Origin of the sequence: Pseudomonas sp. R37(2017), from assembly GCF_002113375.1 — a bacterium.
Classification (GTDB): domain Bacteria; phylum Pseudomonadota; class Gammaproteobacteria; order Pseudomonadales; family Pseudomonadaceae; genus Aquipseudomonas.
Window position 1 is genome coordinate 154,710 of the sequence record NZ_NEHO01000006.1, and the last position, 18,759, is coordinate 173,468.

Below are 18,759 nucleotides of genomic sequence, written 5' to 3' on the forward strand. Positions count from 1 at the left end.
ACATTGGTTCTCGCCAGACCCGAAGGTCGCGTTATAGAGTGAACAGCCATGTCTGCTTCAAGGATGATTCACCCATGCCAGCCACCGAACCCGTTATCACCCTCGAACGCTTCAACGAATCCCATATCGAAGGCATCACGGCGCTGTACAACGATCCCGCTATCGCCCGGCAGACCCTGCAAATGCCCTTTCAGTCCACCGAACTCTGGCGCAGTCGCCTGGCGCTGGATAACGAGCGCCTGGTGAAAGTGGTGGCCCTGCATCAGGGCACGGTCATCGGCAACATTGGCCTGGAGCAGTTCTCGCGCATTCGTCGCAGCCATGCGGGCAGTTTCGGCATGGGCGTTGCGGTCGAGTGGCAAGGCAGGGGCGTGGGCTCGAAGCTGCTCGCGACGGCGCTGGATATCGCCGACAACTGGATGAACCTGCAACGCGTCGAGCTTTCGGTGTATGCCGATAACGAAGCGGCCATTGCGCTGTATCGCAAGTTCGGCTTCGAAACCGAGGGCTTGTTGCGTGATTACGCCGTGCGTGACGGCGTACTGGTGGACACCTTGTGCATGGCGCGCCTGCGTCGCCCGCCCAAGGTTGGTTGAGTCAGTCAATGTGGCGGCCTCTTCGCGAGCATGCTCGCTCCTACAGTAATCCGGGCAGTTCGCAGATGTTGCGTACAGCCACGGAACCTGTAGGAGCGAGCATGCTCGCGATGGCGGCGTGTCAAGCGACATTGATGTTGAATGTGCCGGCCTCTTCGCGAGCATGCTCGCTCCTACAGTGATTTGGGCAGTTCGCAGATGTAGCGTACAGCCGCTGAACCTGTGGGAGCGGGCTTGCCCGCGAAGAGGTTGGTAATGCCAATAGAAAGCGCTGATCAGACAGCGCTTTGAACCCACATCATTTCAACGCCGGATCCCCCATGTTCATTTTCTTCCAGCCTTGCAGCAGCACTTGCGCCTTGGGTTCGTGCTCGTTTTCCAGGTAGTACTGCATCAACGACAGGCGGGCATTGCGGTTGGACGGTTGCACCTTCAACAGCCGCTCCAGTTCTTCGCACGCCTCATCAATGTTTCCGCTGTCATGCAGAGCCACCGCCAGCACATAGCCGAATTGCCCGCTCTGCGGCTCCAGTTGCGCAGCCTTGCGCAGGTACGGCATGGCTTGAGCCGCCTGGCCCGCACGAATCAGCGCCAGGCCCTGGGTGTGTTGCAGCAGGCCCGAGTCGGGATGCTCCTTGAGGCTTTGCGCGAGCAGGGCATGGCCTTCCTGGCTGCGACCGTTGGCCTCCAGCCACTGCACCAGGGTGACCAGGGCCGGGTAGAAGTCCGGATCGCGCTGCAGGGCCGTGCGCAGTAGTCCTTCGACTTCTGCACTGCGCCCGCTGGCCTGGTAGAGCATCGCCAGGTTGAGGTTCGCTTCGGCGCGTTCGAGGAGGTTTTTCTGGACTGTCTCGTATTCGGCGATGGCAGCACTCCAGCTGTCCTGAGCCGTGCCCAGGCCGGTGCGCGCGACACTGAGCAAATCCCGGGCAGCGGCGATACGCACGGCTTTCACCGGGTCATTCAACAAGGGGCTCAGCAGCGGAGCACGCTCCGTTGGCGGCAGCAATGCACTGATCGCGTGCAGGGCACTCTCACGGACTTGCGGCGCCGGGCTGTCGAGGTCCCTGGTCGCGAGTTTCAACGCCTGTTCGCTCGGGTACGCGGGCAACTCGGCCAGCAGCGTCGCCCGTTGAATCGCCGGCAGATTGCTGCGTTGCAGTTGCTCGAACAGTGCCTCGGCAGCACCGGCCTGACCGTTGCGAATCAGCCACAGGCTTTCGTCGTAACGCGGGGCTTGCATTGCGCTGGCGTTGGCGGTGTTCCACAGCTTGAACTGTTCGGTGACCTTGTCGCCGGCCTTGCCTTGATGGCAGGTCAGGCAAGCGTCCGGCGTCCCCAGTTTTTTCGCCCGCACGGGGTTGGGGATGCTGAAGCTGTGGTCGTGCCGGAAGTCGTTGCCCATGTAGAACTTGCCGGGCATGTGGCAATCCACGCACTGCGAACCCGGTTGGCCCAGGGTGTGGCGAGTGTGCTCGATGGAATCGTAGTTTTTCGCTTGCAGGCCCTTGCCGTCGACGCCTTCCACGGTGGTTTTGCCGGCGGTGTTGTGGCATTGCAGGCAGACGCCGTTGCCTGGCGCTTTCAATTGTGTGCTGTGGGGGTTGTGGCAGTTGCTGCAACGCACGCCCTTGTCGAACATTTTGCTCTGGGCAAAGGAGCCGTGTTCGAACACTTCGTCCTTGATCTTGCCATCCAGCGCGTACAGCTCGCGGGTCAGGACACTCGGCAGGTAGTCGTCCATCAGGCGCTTGCCGACCGTAAAACCGTCGTCCAGCGGTGCTCGGCGCGAGTGGCAGCGGGCGCAGGTCTCGATTTCAACGGTGGCGTTCTTGTCCTTGAGGTCGACGGCAAAGCCGGCATGGATCAGGTCGGTTTTCTTTGCGGTCCATTCCAGGTGATTGGATGCCGGACCATGGCACGCCTGGCAGCCGACACCGAGGCTGTTCCAGTGGCTGTCGAAGGTGTTTTTCGCCGCGTCGAAATGGCGTTTGAAGCCGGTGGTGTGGCACTCGACGCACATGAAGTTGGCGTTCTGGCTCGGTTTGCTCCAGTGCAGCGGGTTCTTGAAGTTCACGCCCTGGCCCGGATACAGGTGAAACCAGCGTTGCTTCTCGGTATCCCAGGCGATGCCAAGGGCTTGCAACCGGCCTTCGCCGACCTCGATCAGGTATTGCTGCAAAGGGGCGATGCCGAAGGCATAGGCCACCTTGAAGTCGGCGTTCTTGCCGTCGATACCGGGGGTATTGACCCAGAATTCGTCACCTTTGCGCGAGAATACCGTGGTCTCCTTTTCGGCCTTGAAGGTGACATTGTCGAAGTCGCCGAGCAGGGTGTCGGCGCTGGCTTGCTGCATCGCCAATTGGTGATGGGAGCCTTGCCAGTCCTTGACCTGATCGCCGTGGCAGCCCTGGCATTGTTGCTCCTCGACCATTTTCGCCGGCGCGAGAGCGACCGGTTGCGGCTTGGCCGGTTCAACCACAGGCGTGCTGACAGGGGCAGGCTTGAGCGGTGCGGGCGTGCTGCTCAGCAAAAACCAGCCAATACCCGCCACAGCGAGCAGCAAAATGCCGATGATGACTGGAAACAGGTAACGGTTGATCAGGGTCGATTGCGAATCAGGGTTGGGGGTTGCAGCTTTATTTTTATGCTTCGACATTACGACTTCCATGGTCCGGGTGCGATTGCCTTGCGGCGCGCGTTGAAGCTCGATGCAGCTTTGCCGGATGGCCGGCGTCTGTCAAATGACGGTTGTTGTGATGCTGATGGCCCCTTCGTCGGAACGCCGCCCGGAGCAAGCCCGCTCCCACAGGGTTTATGTCGTACCCAAATATTGTGATCGACACGCACCTGTGGGAGCGGGCTTGCCCGCGATGGCGATCTTTCGGGCGCAGCATCACTCCCCGACAAACCACCGGTAATACGGATTCCCCGCATCCCCGCGCATGACCTCGCGAATATCCCTGGCCCAGGCATCACGGTCGCCATCGTAGGCATGCAGGCTGGAGCGATAGAACTGCATCAGGCGTTGCTGGTGGACGTTCATGCGCTCGGTGAACCCTGCGTCGGCGTTGAGCAGGGCGGGAGGCTGATGCAGGTCCAGCAGGGCCGGGAGCACACGGCTGATCTCTTTTGAGCGGACCCAGGGTGCGTATTCGATGCGCGGTTGATCGTCAGTCACCGGTAGCGCGTCGGCGGCGAAACGCTCCAGCCCGGCGCGATCCGTGACCCAGGTCGCCATCAGCGCGGCGGCCGAGCCTACGCCCACATCCTGCAGGGCGTTGCGAACGCTGTCCTGCTGGAAGCGCGCGTTGATCTTCGCCGCATCCAGCTCGATCGGCTCCATCGAACCGACCAGCAGCATCTCGTGGAACTCGCTGGTCCACAGGGTCGCGTGAGGGAACACGTCGAGGAAGCTGCGCACCAGTGAGCGCGAGTCGTCGATGTTCTGCGTCGGCAGCGGCAGCCATTGGGCGACCAGGCCCTGTTTGTGCAGGCGGCTGGCGGCCAGTTGGTAGAAGTCCCGGGAATACAGGTTGACCACGCCGGCAGCGGAGGGGGGCGGTGGTTCGAGGGTGATCAGGTCGTAGCGCTGTGGATTGCGCAGCAGTTCCTGGCGGCCATCGCGCAGCCGGACATCGACACCTGGATCGGAGCCGGCATTGAAGTTGCCCTTGAACAGCGGCGCCGCCTTGACCACCGACGGCAGCAGTTCGGCGACCACGCGGTGTTCCAGGCCGGGGTAGCGGGTCAGGGCGCCGGCGGTGATGCCGGTGCCGAAACCGATCACCAGCGCCGAGCGCGGCTCGCCGTTGTGGATCAACAGGGGCAGCAACGCCTGAATCCGCATGTAGCGCAAGGAGGGCATGGCATCGCCAGTATTGGACACGCCCTGGATGTACAGGCGCTGGAAGGTTCTTTCGCCTTTGCCCTGGGATACCACGGCGACGGTACCGCCACGGCCTTCCTCATAGAACGTCAGTGTGCCATTGCGCGCTCCCGGCAACAGGCTGGCCAGCTTGTTGACCGGCGTGAACAGGGCGAGCGCCAGCGACACCAGACCGATGGCAACCACCGCCTGGCGCCGGCCTTTCTTCACACCATGACCCTTGCGCACAGCGAGAAAGGCAATACCGGCGGCGATCATCGCCAACAGGCCCAGGGTCCGCACCAGACCCAGCATCGGGATCAGGACGAAGCCGCAGAGCATCACGCCGATGATCCCGCCAAGGGTGTTGAATGCGACGACTTCGCCGACGTTGCGCCCCACCTGTTCGCCGCCGACGCTCAAGCGCAGGACCAGGGGAAACGCCGCGCCCAGCAGCAGGGTCGGTACGAACACGATGCTCAAGGCGGCCACGGCAAAGCGTGTGCTCATGCCCGCCAGTTCACTGCCGCCCAATGCCAGTACCCAGGATTCGGTCAGGGATTGGACGAGTACCAGCCAGCGCCCCAGCAAGGCGATTTCCAGCAGTGCAACCATCCCGGCCCCGGCGATCAGCAAACCGAACACGCCCCAGGGATCGCGCAGGCGATCGACCCGGCGGGCCAGCAGCATGCTGCCCAGGAACAACCCGGTAAGGTAGGTCGCCAGCACCACGGCAAAGGCATAGGTACGGGTGCTCATGAACTGCACGATCGATTGCGACCACACCACTTCGTAGCCCAGGGCCACACCGCCGGCGATGGAGTACAGCCACAGGGCCAGGCGATCGGGGGCTTTTTCGCTGTGATGTTTCACCGGGGCACCGACGGCGGCCACGCGCTGGCGCTGGAACCACAAGGCGCCCGCGGCGGCCAGCAGGTTGAGCATGGCGGCGGCCAGCGCGCTGCCGCGCACGCCGAGGGTGGCAATCAGCAGGAACGCAGCGAGCAGGGTGCCGGCGATGGCACCGGCAGTGTTCGCCGCATAAAGCTGCCCGCCGGCCTTGCCCAGGTGCTGTGGGGCGCTGGCCAATGAACGAACCAGCACTGGCAACGTACCGCCCATCAACAGCGCGGGAATGCCCACCAGCGCGAATGGCAGTACCCAGGCCAGCAGGCCCACCTGTTCTTCCAGCCAGGCAAACGGGCTGGCCGCCAGGCCCATGGCGAAGGTCGCACCGACGCCGAGCACGGCCACCAACACTTCCAGCCCCGCGTACAACAGCACCGGTTGCTGCATGCGGTCCGCCCAGCGCCCGAACAGCAAGCCGCCCAGGGCCAGCCCGGCGAAGAACGCACTGATCCCGGTGGTGATGGCGTAGACCTCGACACCCACCACCAACGACAGTTGCTTGATCCACAGCACCTGGTACACCAGCGCCGCGGCACCGGAGACGAACAGCAACAGGGCGGGGATCGACAGCGCCGGGGAGGCGACTTGAGGGGCAGGTATGGCCGACGACTTGCTGGCGACACGTGAGGTCATTGCGGAGTGCCTTTTTCCAATTCGATATAGCCTGTGACCGCACCGCCCCTTCGCGAGCAGGCTCGCTCCCACAGCGGCTGCATTGCAAATGTGGGAGCGAGCCTGCTCGCGAATGAAGTCGATGCGGTCCCAGGTCGAAAACAAGTCCGCTCGCCGGTGAGGGCGAGCGGCGGTCCAGCGGTGTTATTTTGCAGCTTTCATTTTTTCTTCGATTTTCGCATCCACCGCTTCGCGGATCTGGTCGATGCTGAAGCTCGCCGGACGCTGGCTCGGCGGGTAGTCGACAAAGGTCTGCAGGAACTTCGCAGATCTGCGGATGCCGTCAAACAGCAGGTAGTCGTTCTTTGCCAGCCAGTCGTAGTATTGATCGGACACTACGTCAGCACGCTCGTAGGGGTCCATGCGCAAGTTGAAGAGCTTGGGCACGCGCAGGCAGGTAAAGGGTTCGCTCCAGACCTTGAAGCCACCCGGTGCACGCTGCTCGCAAAAGACCACCTTCCAATCGTTGTAGCGCATGCTCACCAGTACGCCGTCATCGTTGAAATAGTAGAACTCGCTACGAGCGCTCTTGTCGGTTTTGCCGGTCAGGTAGTCCAGTTGGTTGTAGCCGTCCAGGTGCACCTTGAAGTTTTTCCCGCCGACGTCAGTCCCCTTGAGCAGGCGGTCCTTGATATCGGTGTCGCCCACGGCAGCCAGCAAGGTCGGGAACCAGTCCAGTCCGGAGAACATTTGAGTGGACACTTCATCGGCCTTGATCTTGCCAGGCCAGCGAATCATTGCCGGAACCCGATAAGCGCCCTCCCAGTTGGAGTTCTTTTCGTTGCGGAACGGTGTCGTCGCCGCATCCGGCCAGGACCACTGGTTGGGACCGTTGTCGGTGGTGTAGACGACGATGGTGTTGTCGGTGAGCTTCAGGTCGTCCAGCGTCTTCAACAACTTGCCCACGTCACCGTCATGCTCGAGCATGCCGTCGGCATACTCGTTACCGACCATGCCGCTCTGACCTTGCATGGATTCACGAACATGGGTGAAGGCGTGCATGCGGGTGGTGTTCATCCAGACGAAGAACGGTTTGTCCGCCTTGGCCTGCTTCTCGATGAACGCCTGGGCGGCGGCGGTGGTTTCGTCGTCGATGGTCTCCATGCGTTTTTTGGTGAGTGCGCCGGTGTCTTCGATCTTGCCGTCGGCAAAACTGTGGATCACACCGCGCGGAGAGGCGGCCTTGACGAACTCGGCATCATTCTTCGGCCAGTACGGACGTTCAGGCTCTTCTTCGGCATTGAGGTGGTACAGATTGCCGAAGAACTCGTCGAAACCGTGGTTGGTGGGCAGGTACTCGTCCTTGTCCCCCAGGTGGTTCTTGCCGAATTGACCCGTGGCATAGCCATGGGCCTTGAGCGCCTGGGCAATGGTCACGTCTCTGGCCTGCAGGCCGACCGGTACGCCGGGCATGCCCACTTTGGAAAGACCGGTGCGCAATGCCGATTGCCCGGTAATGAAGGTCGAGCGTCCGGCCGTGCAACTGTTCTCCGCATAGTAGTCGGTGAACATCATGCCTTCTTTGGCAATCCGGTCGATGTTCGGGGTCTTGTAGCCAACCACGCCCATGGAATAGGCGCTGATGTTGGTCTGACCGATGTCATCACCGAAGATCACCAGGATGTTGGGTTTATCGGCGGCCCCGGCGGTTGCCGAGATCGCCATGACCGACGTCGCCACCAGGGCGAGCTTCGGTAGCCACTTGCGTATGCGAGTCATCTGACTGCTCCTTTCGCTAACTTGAGTCGCGGTATTGCACGACTTACGTTTATTACGGTCCTGCGTAACGCTATTTTTTTACTGCACTTGCCCGGGTGTGGCGGCATCGAACGGATAGATCCGCTGCCATTCGGCAGCCATATCCACGACTGTCCAGCCTCGTTTGTTTGCTTCATCCAGGGCCTTGTCCAGGCGGCCGATGTGCGATTGCCGGTCGTAAGCCCATTCGCGTTTGGCGTCGGTGTGATGCACCAGGCCCATGAAGCGTTTGCCGGGACCGGCGGCGGTCCACTGGAGCATTTGCAAGTCGCCGTCGGAATTGCCGAAGGCGAGGATCGGCCGGCGACCGATCACCGCGTCGATGCTCACCGGCTTGCCCGGGCCATCGTCGTTGTGGGCCAGTTTCGGCGTGCGCAGGATCGACGCCTTGCCATCCTTGTAATCGAAGGTGGTCACGAAGGTCGTGCCGATCACCTGCTCCGGCGGGATGCCATAGACCTTCTCGGCGAAGGTGCGCATGAACCCGGTGTCGCCACCGGACACGATGTAGGTCTTGAAGTCCTGGCCGCGCAGGTAGTCGAGCATTTCCAGCATCGGCTGGAAAATCATCTCGGTGTAAGGCTTGCCGGTTTTCGGATGGCGGGCCTGGCTCAGCCAGGTCCTGGCGTAGTCCTCGAAGGCTTCGGTGGTCATGCCGGAGTGAGTCGCAGCGACGATTTTCAGCAAGCCTTCCATACCGCTGGCGGCCAGGGCCTTGTGATCGTTTTCCAGCACCGCCTGGAATGGCTGGGTGGTTTTCCATTCCGGGTGCTGCGGCGCGGTGCGCTTGACTTCGTCGAGGGCGAACAGCACCTCAAAGTACATTGGCTGTTCGCTCCACAAGGTGCCGTCGTTATCGAACACGGCGATGCGCTCTTCGGGTTTGACGAAGTCCTTGCTGCCTTGGTCTGTGACGGCCTGAACGAATTCGATGATCTGCTTCTTCGACGGGCCATCGTTCCAGGAGGGCAGTGGCTCGGTCGCCTGCGCCAGCAACGGCAGACTCAAGGCCAGAGTCAGCAGGAAACCGAGTGCGCGATGATGGCGTTGCGATATCGAATTCGTCATGGGAAATCCTTCTCGTGAACGGGGTTGAGCGGGCGGAGTGCAGAAGAGACTGATTCTCTGTTGCGCCCGGCCTGACTATGCAGCGTAGACAAGGATTCACCGATTTGGCGCAGCGCCTGATCCTGGGTCGGCTCGCGACCGTAACAGGCACGCAGGAAGGTCTGCAGGCGCGGGCCGAGATTCGTCAGTTTCAGGCCGTGGCGGCTGCGCCGGGTCCACAGGTACAAGGCGCCCAGTTGCGCCGGTTTGCCCTCGATTTGCGCCGGGATCTGCCGCCACGCGTAGTCGGCGGACTGGAGCCAGGCGGCGTGTCGGGCGCGGCGTCGCGCCTGCCAATTGAGGCGCGCGCGTTGTACGAGTGGGCGGCTGAACCAGCCCAGCAGCACTACCGCCACAACCAGTGCCATTAGCCCGAACCAGTGCCCGGAAAGGTGCAGGCGATTCTGCTGGCCGAGTTTTTTCAGGTCCTCGGTGATGGAAAACACCGGCTTGTAGGCGCTGCTGGCCGCCGCGTCGAAGGTCACGGCAGGCACCGTGGCCGTGCGGGTTTTCCGGCTGCTGGCATCCCACCATTTCAGCTCGACGGCTGGCAGGCTGTAGTGGCCTTCCCGGTCGATGCGGTAGGTCACGCTGTCGATGCGCTGGCCGCCATTGAAGTTGCCGCGACCGTCATCCAGAGTGCGGACCTGAGGCGTTTTCGGGTAGCGGCTCAAGCCTTTGATGTCGTTCAGCGCTGGCGTCGGAAGTGACATGGCCAGGGCACCGTCGGCCTGTAGGGTCAGTTCTCGGGTGATGCTGTCACCGACCTTCAACGGCGTGGCCGAATCAATGGTCTTCTGGGTGAACCGCAGTCCTTGAGCCACCAGTACCGTCTCTCCGGGCTGGAACCCCGGTGGTTGCGCGGCGTTGAAATGCAAAGGCTGGCTCTGGGCGCTGAGTTCGTGGCTGGCCTGATCCGGAGTGGCTTGTACCGTCAGTGCCGGAATGTCGAAGCCCTGGGCCAGGTTCGGGGTGATCAGGTAGCTGTAGCGCATGCCGCTGAAGGATTGGCCGTCGAAGGTCTGGTTGATGTGTTCGGCATGGCCGTCCGGCGGCATCACCAATGCGCCGGGCAGTTTCAGGTCGGGCAGGGTGGGGGCGCTGGTGAACCAGGAGTCGGTGAAGATATCGAGCTGCAACTCGACCAGGCTGCCGACCATGACGGGGTCGGCGGGTTGCAGGGTAGCCTGGACTTTCAGTTGGGGGGTGTCGGCGAATGCGTTGAGGCTGATCAGGGCAATGAGCAGGGTGCTCAGTTTTGTGGTGATTGATATGGCGCCTTCGCGAGCAGGCTCGCTCCCACATTTGTCCCCTGTGGGAGCGAGCCTGCTCGCGAAGGCCGCGACACGGAATTTCAGGCTGATCATGGCTTGGCCCCCGCCTGATCTTGCAAAGTGAACTTCTGTTTGAGAAATTTCGCCGGTGATGTGGTCAGGTTCTGCAGCCACTGTTCATCCGATGCCGCTTGTTGGGTCTCCACCTTTTTGCTTTGGCCTTTACCAGGCGCCTTGTCCATCTTGATTTCGTCGGGCTTGACCTCTGGCGCGTTTTTCTCGGCGCTTTCGGTGTCTTTTTGCAAGGCAATGGCCAGGGCCAGATTGGCGGTGGCTTCCGGGAACTGCGGCTGCAACTTCAGCGCTTGCCGATAAGCGGCGATGGCCTGGTCGAACTTGAACCGGCGCACGTAGATGTTGCCCAGGTAGAAATAGGCCGGCGCTGTGTCCAGGCGCGCGAAACTGGCCAGCGCCAGGTCGAAATCGGCCGCGTTGTAGGCAGCCACGCCTTTCCAGTAGGGGTCGACGAACAGCGCCGCCGCTTGAGGAAAGTGCTGATGCTCGAAGGCCCAGCGGCCTTGCTGGTCGCGGGTGAAGAAGGCATCGGTCAGTGCGTTGGCCTGTGCCGGTGCCGGTTGCAGGCCCAGGCCTGCCGCCAGCAGCAGTCCAGCCATCCAGTTCACGCTCCAGCCCCGGCGCACGCTGAAGAACGCGATCAGCAGCAGCGGCCAGCACAGCCAGTAGCCGGCATCTTTCCAATGCAATTCGCGCTGCTCGGCACTGGCGGACTGGAAGTGTTGCTCGGCGTGCAGTTCGATCCAGTCCAGGTCGTCATTGTTGAGGGTCAGGCTGCCCAACGGGGCATCCAGCGTTGATGCAAGTTGCTTGAGGGCGTCCTGATCGAAGCTGCCCATTTGCGGGCGACCGTTGCTGTCGGTGCGCGGCTGGCCGCTGGCATCGCGAATGATCCCGCCGTCTGTGCTGCCGGCCGCCAATACCAGCACTTGCAGCGCACTGTCGGCCAGTTGCTTGTCCAGCCCGGCCAGTGCCGAAGTGTCGGCGCCATCGGTGATCAGCAGCAGGGTGCCGGGTGTTTTCTCGGCGGCGAGCAGACGCTCGGCCTGATCGATGACCGCACTGAGATTTTTCCCCGGTTTGCCGATCAGGTCAGTGCTCAGGGCCTGGATGAAGGTGTCGAGCAGCGCCGGGTCGTCGGTGGCGGGCAATACCAGGTGCGCGCTGCCGGCGTAGGCAATCAAGGCGTTGCGCGAACCGGCACGGCGCTGGATGAGGTCGTGGAGCTTGTGCTTGACCGCTTCCAGGCGACTGGGCGGAACATCGCCGGCGTCCATGGACGGCGACAGGTCGACGGCAATGATCAGCGGCGCACGGTTTTCCAGAAAGTCCGGGCGATCCTGTTCCCAGGTCGGCCCTGCGGCAGCGATGGCACCCAGTACCAGCAGTGCACACACCAGGTGCACCGGACGCAGGCGTTGCCGGTCTTGCGGAGTGATCAGCAGGTGCGGCAGCAGATGCGCGGCGATGTTGTTGCGCAAGCGCCGTTGCAGATCCTGGTTGCGTCGCCACAGCCACGGCAGTAACGCACCGAATACCGCGAGCAACAGCCACAGGGGGCGCAGGAAGTGGAAATCGCTGAGGTTGACGTCCATCTCAGGCCTCCTGCCGTTGGCGCGCGAGCATCAGGCGTGGAAGCAGCAGGGCACCCAGGTGATAGATCGATAGAAAGGCGAGGGCAGCGCCCAGCGGCCACCAGAACAGATCGCGTTTGGGCTGATGGCTGAGGGTCTTGACCTCATGGGGAGTGAGTTTATCGAGGGTGCTGTAGACCTGATCCAGGGCGCTGCGGTCTTCGGCGCGGAAGAAACGTCCACCCGTGGCTCGGGCGATGTCCTGCAAGCCTTGCAGGTTGACCTTGGCGTCGCCTTCGGCATTCGGGTCGCCGATACCGATGGTGTGGATCACCACGCCTTTGGCCGCGGCCATGGAGGCGGCGTGGTCCGGCGTGATGGCGCTGCTGGTGTCGTTGCCGTCGGTGAGCAGGATTAGCACTTTTTCCTGTTCGTGGGCCTGGTCCAGTAGTTTCAGGCTCAACCCGATGGCGTCGCCGATGGCCGTATTGGGACCGGCCATGCCGATGCCGGTGTCGTCCAGCAGCAGCGACAGGCTGGCGTGATCGAGGGTCAACGGTGCTTGAGGATAAGCCCCGGTGCCGAACACGATCAGGCCGATTCGATCTTCTTTACGCTTGTCGATAAACCCGTGCACCACCTCCTTGACTGCCGCCAGGCGATTGATTTTCTGGCCGTTGGCGTCGGTGAAATCGGTGGTTTCCATCGATTGGGAAATGTCGATGGCCAGCATCAGGTCGCGCACGGGTTGCTGGCGTTCGATGGGTTTTTCCACGAACACCGGCCGGCTCGCCGCCACCAGCAACAGCGCCCAGACCAGCAGGTTCAGGCATAGTTGCCAGCGGTTGCTGCGGGTGCCGGTCTGGCTCGGGGCCTGGCCGACCGCGCGGCTCATCGCCCCGAAAAACGGTACACGCACGGCGCTGCGCGCTTCGCGGTAATCGCGCAGGTAGCGATAGCCGAACCACGGCAGCGGCAACAGGATCAACAGCCAGGGGTAATCAAGCTGCCACATGATGGCGCTCCACCCAGGTTTTGCAGGTGCTGAACAGCTGTTGGCGCTGGTCAGGGGGCAGGGCCCGCAAAGTTGCGTCGGGGGCGTAGGCCAGCAGCGAGAGTTGTTGGCTGAAGTCGGCGGGTAGGGGCTGTTTGCTGTGTTGCTGCAAGAATGCCTGCCAGTCCTCTTTCCCCAACGCCGCCGGAGATCCCTGTGGGAGCGGGCTTGCTCGCGAATGCGTCCGATCAGTCGACATGGATGTTGAATTCAAGGTCCTCTTCGCGAGCAAGTCGAATCGTCGCACCGCCGCTCCCACAGGGGATGCGGAGGGCATCGAGAGGGCCACGCGCTTGAGCAGTTCCGGAAGTTCGCGCAACGCACTCAGGTCATTGCTGCGCCGCTGCAATTTCTCCAGACGTATCAACGCCTCGCGTCGATAACGATCACGCCGCCATTGCCAGTAGCGCCGTGCGCCGGTCACCACCAGTGCAAAGATCAAGAGCGCCAGCAACACCCACCAGCCCCAGGTTTGCGGCGCATAACCGACAGGCTCCGGCAGGGGCATTTCCTTGAGTTGATCGATGCTCGGGATATTGGGGTTCATCGACGTCCTCCGATGAGCTTGCCCAGTTCGGCGCGCAGTTGTTCGTGGGCCTCTGTGGCCGTGCTGAACATCATCAGCGGCACCTGGCTGCGGCGCAGCAATGTCGCGACGTCCTTGAGCCGGCCGCTGAGAAAATCGCCCAGTGGCTGATGCACCTGGCGTCGTTCCACCGCCAGCTCCACTTGCAATTGCCCCTGGGTGATCAGCACGCGGCCGTTTTTCGGCAGGTTGAGCGCCAACGGGTCATAGACCTGCATGGCGATCACATCGTTATGGGCCGCCAGTTGACGCATCAATTGCAAGGTGCGTTCGCCGGCCCCGGCGAAGTCGCTGACGATACAGATCAAGTGATCGTGACCCGCCACGGCCAGGCAGTGTTGCAAGACCTTGTCGAGCTGGTCTTCGCCTTCGGCGTCCGGGTTGGCGGCATTGAGCGCCTGGTTCTGCTGGGCGATGCGACTGCAAAACGCTTCGATGCGTTTGCGGCTGCGCAGCGGGGCGATGCTGTCTATGCGTTGATCGTTGAATACCAGCCCACCGACGCGGTCGCCGGCGTTGAACACCATCCACGCCGCCAGGGCGCCGAGTTCGGCGGCAACGGCGGATTTGAAGCTGCGTTGCGAGCCAAAGAACATCGACATGCGCTGGTCAACGAGGATCAGCGCCGGGCGGTCGCGCTCCTCGGTGAATGTGCGCACCACCGGCTTGCCGGTGCGCAGGGACGCGCGCCAGTCGAGGTGACGCAAGTCGTCCCCGGGTTGATAGCGGCGAAGCTCATCGAAATTCAAGCCACGGCCACGCAAACGCGAAGCGTGGTTACCGGCCAGGATGCTGCCCTGGGGCTGACGTGCCAGAAAACTCAAGTCATGGGCCTTGAACTCCAGGGCCATCAGTTGCGCCAGAGAGACATACACCAGGCCATCGATGTTCACGCGGGAATCGCCACTTTATCAAGCAGGCGGTCGAGCACCTGATCGGTGCTCACGCCATCGGCCACCGCGTCGTAGCTCAGTTGCAGGCGATGGCGCAGCACCGGGTGCACCACGGCACGGACGTTGTCCGGCGAAACGAAATCCTGGCCCTGCAGCCAGGCGTCGGCCCGGGCGCAGCGGTCCAGGCCGATACCGCCGCGGGGGCTGGCGCCAATGCTGATCCAGCGGCCGAGATCGGCGTCGTAGTCAGCCGGGTGTCGGGTGGCATTGATCAGGTCGACCAGGTAACGGTCGATGGCCGGGGATACGTGCACCGCGCTGACCTCCCGGCGCGCGGCGAACACCACGTCCTGAGACAATGAAAAGCCCTGCGCCGCTGCGGTCCTGGCGCCAAGCGCCTGTTCTTCTTCGCGCAGCAGGCGCAGCACCTGGCTTTCGTTGTCCGCACTTGGGTAATCGAGCAGTACTTTCATCAGGAAGCGGTCCATCTGTGCTTCCGGCAGCGGATAGGTGCCTTCCTGTTCAATCGGGTTCTGGGTCGCGACCACGATGAACAACTCGGGCAATGCGTGACTATTGCCGGCCACGGTGATCTGGCGTTCTTCCATGGCCTCGAGCAGCGCCGCCTGGACCTTGGCGGGGGCGCGGTTGATTTCGTCTGCGAGGATCAGGTTGCCGAACAGTGGGCCGGGCTGGAAGCGGATTTCGTTCTTGCCTTCGACCTGATGCAGCACCTCGGCACCGGTGATGTCCGATGGCAGCAAGTCCGGGGTGAACTGGATGCGGCTCATCTTCGCCTCCAGGTGTTTGGCCAGTGCCTTGACCGTGCGGGTCTTGGCCAGGCCGGGCAAGCTTTCGAGCAGCAAATGCCCGTTGGCCAGCAAGCCGACGAGCATCTGCCGGATCACCTGGTCCTGGCCAAGCACCGCTTCGGCGATGCTGGCTTGCAGGGCGTTGAGGTCATTGAGTGCGCTCATGGGGTCTCCTAGAAAAACGCCAGGGTCATGTCGACACTAAAACCATTGCCTTCCGGGCGGTTCTTGGTGTCGAACTCCGGCACCCAGCGCGCATTGAAATTGGCTTTTGCGTCGGCGAACTTGCCGGTCCAGCCCACTGTCGGGCCAGCACCCACGGAACGGCCGCGGAAGCCGCTGTTGGCACCGGACCCCGAGTCATCGGTGAGCTGCTGGATGTAACCGGCGGCGATACCGGCGTTCCAGCCGTTGCCAAAGCCGTGGGTCCAGAGCGCATCGAGGGTATAGATGTTGCCGTTGCGATAATCGGTGGCGTCGTTCTCGGTGTAGAACTCCAGGCCGCTCGACAGTGTGAATTCGCCACCCTTGCCATCCAGATGAGTGAACGCCACGGTGGGCATGAAGGTGTAATTGTTCTGCCCGGGGTTGGCCAGGCGATCATCGTTGTAGGCCCCGGTGGGCACATAGATCGGCAGCGAAAACGAGATGTGGTTGAGTTCGTCGAAGTGGTAGCCGGCGGCAATCGGCGTCACCAGCATGTCGGCGAACTGGGTGCCTGTGTCGGAGGCGCCCAGGGTCCTGCCGCGAGGGCCGGTGATGTTCGCGGTGATGTCGGTGTACTGCACCGGCACACCGATGGCCGAAGCGTAATTCCAGCGACCCTTGCCGGTGTCCCAGACATGGGTGAAGTTGGCCATGGTGTAGGACACTTTCATGTCCAGCCCGGTACTCAGGGCACCCACGATCGGCACTTGGGCGCTGCCCTTGAGATCGCCGTCGTACCAGATGCTGGTCAGGGACATGACCCAACCCGGCCCCGGGGGGACGATCCCGGCATTGGAGATCACTTGCTGGCCGGTAATCGGCCGCCCGACACCACCCTCGGCTGCCAGGACCAACGGGCTACCGCTGACCATGCACAGCGCCAGAAAAGGGCGCACTACGAAAGGCCTGATCATGTGGCTGACTCCGTTTATTGATGTGAGGTTCGGCTAATGCAAAATGTCGCGGACATTCAATCCGGACGAAGTGGAATGCAGGAAAGGAGGGTGTGCCGGTTGGAGACTTGGCGGTGGACAGCAGGTTTGACAGGGTGTCGTGGTATGTCCGGATAAAAAGGTCGGGCGCTCGCAGACTCGCCAAAAACAAGGCGAGACTCTCCGCTTTCTTCAACATGATTCCCCCGATTCCCTGGTGGTTCATTGGCTAGTTGGCACTTTATGTAAGGCCGTTACTGCGTAATCCTTTTCCGATCAAGCATGTAGTACGCGTCTGATGAAGTTAGCAGCTAACCTCGGGTTAGCCAGTCGAATGAATTAATTCTTTCGTTTTGTGTGCAAGTTCTCGGATTTTCTGTGTACTGAAAAGTTAATGCCGGTCAGCAGGTTGTCGGCTGCAGCTGCCCTACGGTACGAACACATGTAGCGCAGACAGGCGCAACTCGGATACAGGAGCGAGCAAGCTCGCTCCTGTAGGGGGATTCAGTTTTTCTTCGCCTGCTCCCACACCCGTTCTTCCTGCTCGCGCAGTTCCGGGGTGAATTCAGCGCCAAAGTCTTCCATCTCGAACACCTGGCGAATCTCGATTTCGGCTTCGGTGCCCGGCATCGGGTTGGGGCAACGCTTGACCCATTCGATGGCTTCTTCCCTGGATTTCACTTTCCACAACCAGAAGCCGGCGATCAGTTCTTTGGTTTCGATGAAGGGGCCGTCGATGACGGAGCGTTGCTCCCCCGAAAACCTTACACGGGCGCCTTTGCTGCTGGGGTGCAGGCCTTCGCCGGCAAGCATGACGCCGGCCTTGACCAGTTCTTCGTTGTAGTTGCCCATGGCAGTCAGCAGTTCCTGGCTGGGCATGACGCCGGCTTCCGAGTCAGCACTGGCCTTGATGATGATCATGAATCGCATGGTGTTCTCTCCGTTGTTATTGAGTGACTCACTGTCTTGTCGAATGGCCGCGAGGCAAATCGACAGGGCTGGCAACAAAAACTGTTGTAGATGGCGCCAAGCGTAGATTTTTTTTCGACATCCGCTTCACGCTCCGGTATCTCTTGCCGGGTTATCTATCGACCCATGGAGTGTGTCCTTCGTGCCCATCCTGGAACTCACCACGCTCATCCCCGACCGCACGCCCGAAGAGGTCCTCGACTTCTGCCTGGAAGGGATCAACTTTCCGAAGATTTTCCCTGAACGCGTTACCCCGCTGGGCGATATCGATCTGCACGATCTGCGGATCGAAGCCGGGCGGCAATTCCGCTTTCGCCACTGGATGTTCAACGTGATTCCATCGAACTGGACGGTGGTGATCCGTGAAGTCGGCGAAAGGCATTTCATCGACGAGATGCTCAGCGGGCCAATGCGCGCCTTTCGTCATGAACATCGGGTAGAGGCGGGAGAGGGCGGTACGCTATATACCGACCGGGTGACGTATTCAGCGATAGGCGGCGCGCCACTGGAGTGGTTGCTGGTCGATGGCTACATGCGACGGATTTTCCAGGCGCGGCACCGGAATATGCTGCAACTGCTTGGCTAGCGCGAGGCCTTGTGGGCGAGTCTGCTCGCAATGGCGTCAGATCAGTCCCCGGGATGTTGAATGACATTGCGCTATCGCGAGCAGGCTCGCTCCTACAGGAGTAAGGGGGGTTGTATCCAGTTTTGTGCGCTCATACATGACAATTTATGTTTGACCGTAGGTCGTCGGACAATTTCGTGGTTAACTTCGGCCTCCTCAAAATTCTCCACCACAACGTTCAGAAGGACTCCGTTCATGGCTCAAGTCACTCTCAAAGGCAACCCGGTTCAAGTCAACGGTCAACTGCCTCAAGCCGGTTCCAAGGCGCCAGCCTTTTCCCTGGTTGCCGGCGATCTGTCCGACGTCACCCTGGCGAACTTCGCCGGCAAGCGCAAAGTGCTGAACATCTTCCCAAGCATCGATACCCCGACCTGCGCCACCTCCGTGCGCCAGTTCAACGCCAAGGCCGGCAGCGTCGACAACACTGTCGTGCTGTGCATCTCCGCTGACCTGCCGTTCGCCCAGGCGCGTTTCTGCGGCGCCGAAGGCCTGGAAAACGTCAAGAACCTGTCGACCCTGCGCGGTGCCGAGTTCATCCAGAACTACGGCGTCGCCATCGCCGAAGGCCCGTTGAAAGGCCTGACCGCCCGTGCCGTGGTGGTACTGGACGAGAACGACAACGTGCTGCACAGCGAACTGGTTGGCGAAATCGCCGACGAACCGAACTACGACGCGGCGCTTGCTGTTCTGAAATAAGCCTGGCTTTACACTTATTAACGGCCTGGCCCTGTCCAGGCCGTTTTCATTTGTGTTTCAGTGCCTTGGATAAATCTCCTGCTACGTAAGCCAAAGGTAAATTGCCGGTAAAGGCGCTTTGCTTAAGACACGCCAGTGCTTATCGTTCAGCC

At 61.6% G+C, this 18,759-nt stretch carries 15 protein-coding genes; 3 read left to right on the top strand and 12 right to left on the bottom strand.

The window, feature by feature from the left end; genetic code table 11:
• Positions 1 to 74: 74 nt before the first annotated feature.
• Positions 75 to 596: a GNAT family N-acetyltransferase gene (locus tag CAG47_RS12675; RefSeq protein WP_085725196.1), complete on the top strand. Its 522-nt coding sequence runs from the start codon at positions 75 to 77 to the stop codon at positions 594 to 596.
• 298 nt (positions 597 to 894) lie between these two features.
• Here CAG47_RS12675 and CAG47_RS12680 read toward each other — a convergent pair whose 3' ends face one another.
• The 12 genes from CAG47_RS12680 to CAG47_RS12735 form a co-directional block, all read right to left on the bottom strand.
• A complete protein-coding gene (locus CAG47_RS12680) occupies positions 895 to 3,255 on the bottom strand; it encodes a tetratricopeptide repeat protein (protein ID WP_085725197.1) in 2,361 nt (786 codons plus the stop codon).
• Between the two features lie 237 nt (positions 3,256 to 3,492).
• Positions 3,493 to 6,006, bottom strand: a complete 2,514-nt coding sequence (locus tag CAG47_RS12685; protein ID WP_085725198.1) for a fused MFS/spermidine synthase — start codon at positions 6,004 to 6,006, stop codon at positions 3,493 to 3,495.
• A gap of 183 nt (positions 6,007 to 6,189) precedes the next feature.
• Positions 6,190 to 7,764 carry an arylsulfatase gene (locus CAG47_RS12690; RefSeq protein ID WP_085725199.1) on the bottom strand — a complete coding sequence of 525 codons (1,575 nt, stop codon included), beginning with the start codon at positions 7,762 to 7,764 and terminating at the stop codon, positions 6,190 to 6,192.
• Positions 7,765 to 7,842: 78 nt separating this feature from the next.
• Positions 7,843 to 8,871, bottom strand: coding sequence for an HAD family phosphatase (locus CAG47_RS12695; RefSeq protein ID WP_085725200.1), 1,029 nt, complete (start codon positions 8,869 to 8,871; stop codon positions 7,843 to 7,845).
• Positions 8,868 to 10,277: a BatD family protein gene (locus CAG47_RS12700; protein WP_085725201.1), complete on the bottom strand. Its 1,410-nt coding sequence runs from the start codon at positions 10,275 to 10,277 to the stop codon at positions 8,868 to 8,870. The genes CAG47_RS12695 and CAG47_RS12700 overlap by 4 nt, the downstream gene beginning before the upstream one ends.
• The gene (locus tag CAG47_RS12705) at positions 10,274 to 11,854 is read right to left on the bottom strand and encodes a VWA domain-containing protein (protein WP_085725202.1); all 1,581 of its coding nucleotides are present in this window, start codon (positions 11,852 to 11,854) and stop codon (positions 10,274 to 10,276) included. The genes CAG47_RS12700 and CAG47_RS12705 overlap by 4 nt, the downstream gene beginning before the upstream one ends.
• A 1-nt stretch (position 11,855) precedes the next feature.
• Positions 11,856 to 12,848: a VWA domain-containing protein gene (locus CAG47_RS12710; protein WP_085725203.1), complete on the bottom strand. Its 993-nt coding sequence runs from the start codon at positions 12,846 to 12,848 to the stop codon at positions 11,856 to 11,858.
• Positions 12,835 to 13,434: a DUF4381 domain-containing protein gene (locus CAG47_RS12715; protein ID WP_085725204.1), complete on the bottom strand. Its 600-nt coding sequence runs from the start codon at positions 13,432 to 13,434 to the stop codon at positions 12,835 to 12,837. Before CAG47_RS12715 ends, CAG47_RS12710 begins: the two co-directional genes overlap by 14 nt.
• Positions 13,431 to 14,366 (bottom strand): DUF58 domain-containing protein, encoded by a 936-nt coding sequence (locus CAG47_RS12720; protein WP_085725205.1) that lies wholly within the window; start codon positions 14,364 to 14,366, stop codon positions 13,431 to 13,433. Before CAG47_RS12720 ends, CAG47_RS12715 begins: the two co-directional genes overlap by 4 nt.
• Entirely contained in the window at positions 14,363 to 15,343 is a 981-nt protein-coding gene (locus CAG47_RS12725) for a MoxR family ATPase (RefSeq protein ID WP_085725206.1), read from the bottom strand. Before CAG47_RS12725 ends, CAG47_RS12720 begins: the two co-directional genes overlap by 4 nt.
• 8 nt (positions 15,344 to 15,351) lie before the next feature.
• Positions 15,352 to 16,299 (bottom strand): transporter, encoded by a 948-nt coding sequence (locus tag CAG47_RS12730; RefSeq protein WP_085725207.1) that lies wholly within the window; start codon positions 16,297 to 16,299, stop codon positions 15,352 to 15,354.
• 522 nt (positions 16,300 to 16,821) lie between these two features.
• A complete protein-coding gene (locus CAG47_RS12735) occupies positions 16,822 to 17,247 on the bottom strand; it encodes a YciI family protein (RefSeq protein ID WP_085725208.1) in 426 nt (141 codons plus the stop codon).
• A 181-nt stretch (positions 17,248 to 17,428) separates the two neighbouring features.
• Here CAG47_RS12735 and CAG47_RS12740 point away from each other — a divergent pair, with 181 nt between their 5' ends.
• Together CAG47_RS12740 and tpx are read left to right on the top strand one after the other, a co-directional pair.
• The gene (locus CAG47_RS12740; RefSeq protein WP_085725209.1) at positions 17,429 to 17,872 is read left to right on the top strand and encodes a polyketide cyclase; all 444 of its coding nucleotides are present in this window, start codon (positions 17,429 to 17,431) and stop codon (positions 17,870 to 17,872) included.
• 234 nt (positions 17,873 to 18,106) lie between these two features.
• Positions 18,107 to 18,607, top strand: a complete 501-nt coding sequence (tpx, locus tag CAG47_RS12745) for a thiol peroxidase (protein WP_085725210.1) — start codon at positions 18,107 to 18,109, stop codon at positions 18,605 to 18,607.
• Positions 18,608 to 18,759 lie beyond the last annotated feature (152 nt).